1 protein-coding gene is annotated in these 941 nt (G+C 61.8%); it reads right to left on the bottom strand.

Features of this window, described 5'->3' with window-relative positions:
- Positions 1 to 776, bottom strand: a 776-nt coding sequence (locus tag QCE79_RS33015; protein WP_309851664.1) for a phage portal protein, incomplete at its 3' end; no start/stop codon positions are given.
- Positions 777 to 941: the final 165 nt, after the last annotated feature.

Raw genomic sequence — 941 nt, 5'->3', positions numbered from 1 at the left:
ACATCCTCCACCGCCCATTTGAGTTGCTCGATGAGCTGTGCGTCGATGGCGCTCATCATGACGGTGGCGTATTTCAGGCCGTCCCCGACGACGGCCACGCGTCCGGCGTTCTCGCCGCTGTAGTTCGTTTCCCACTGCGTTTTGAGGCGGTTGGCGGTCTCATCGCTGATCTTGCCGTCGGTCGAGAGGATGCCGCCGGGGCGCGACAGGTTGCCGAAGAACTTGCGGCTGTTGAACTGGATACGGTTGCCCATCGTGCCGGCGGCGGCGGCCGCCACGATAGGCGACACGCCAATGAGCGGATGCCATGGGCAAATGCCCCGATCGTGGATGATTTCGCAGGCGGGAACCGTGATTTGCTCGGGCAGGCCTCTGAGCGCATCCGTGCCGAGTTGGTAAAACACCGCGCCGCTTGTGGCCACCAATGGCCGCACGCGCGTCGGATCAAGCACGTACATGGCAATAACATTGCGCATCGCGTCTCTCATTAGCAGCACGTAAGCGTTGCCAAAGAGTAGTTTGGAGCTTTGCCACGCCTTGATGAACTGGATGCGGTTCTGATACGGATTCGGGCGGCGCAGTGGCGTCGTGAAACGCGGCGCACGGTAATCCTGCCAGATCACGCCCTCGCGCCTGACGTAGCGCACGCCAAGCTTGGCGATGTCCGAGGCGATGCGATCGACGCACGCGTAGACGGCCGAGAAGGCCAGCAGATTCTCTCGACAGTCGAGCGTTTCGCCGGATTGCCACGCACCAGCGAACGCCTCGCGAATCATGCCAATGAAGCTGTTCGCGCTAACCGGAACAGCTTGCGGCCTGCGCGCTGATCCAACGGCCGTGCCCGATGCGTGAGGAGCTGACTTGTGGTGCCACGGAAACAGGCGCATCAATGATTCCGCTTAAGCCTTGGGCGCGCCGTACTTCACGCCCGTGATGTACTG

The sequence above is a fragment of the Caballeronia sp. LZ003 genome, assembly GCF_031451465.1.
In the GTDB taxonomy this organism is placed as follows: domain Bacteria; phylum Pseudomonadota; class Gammaproteobacteria; order Burkholderiales; family Burkholderiaceae; genus Caballeronia.
Note: the sequence above shows the minus strand (reverse complement) of the source record. Positions and strands in the feature narration are given on the sequence as shown.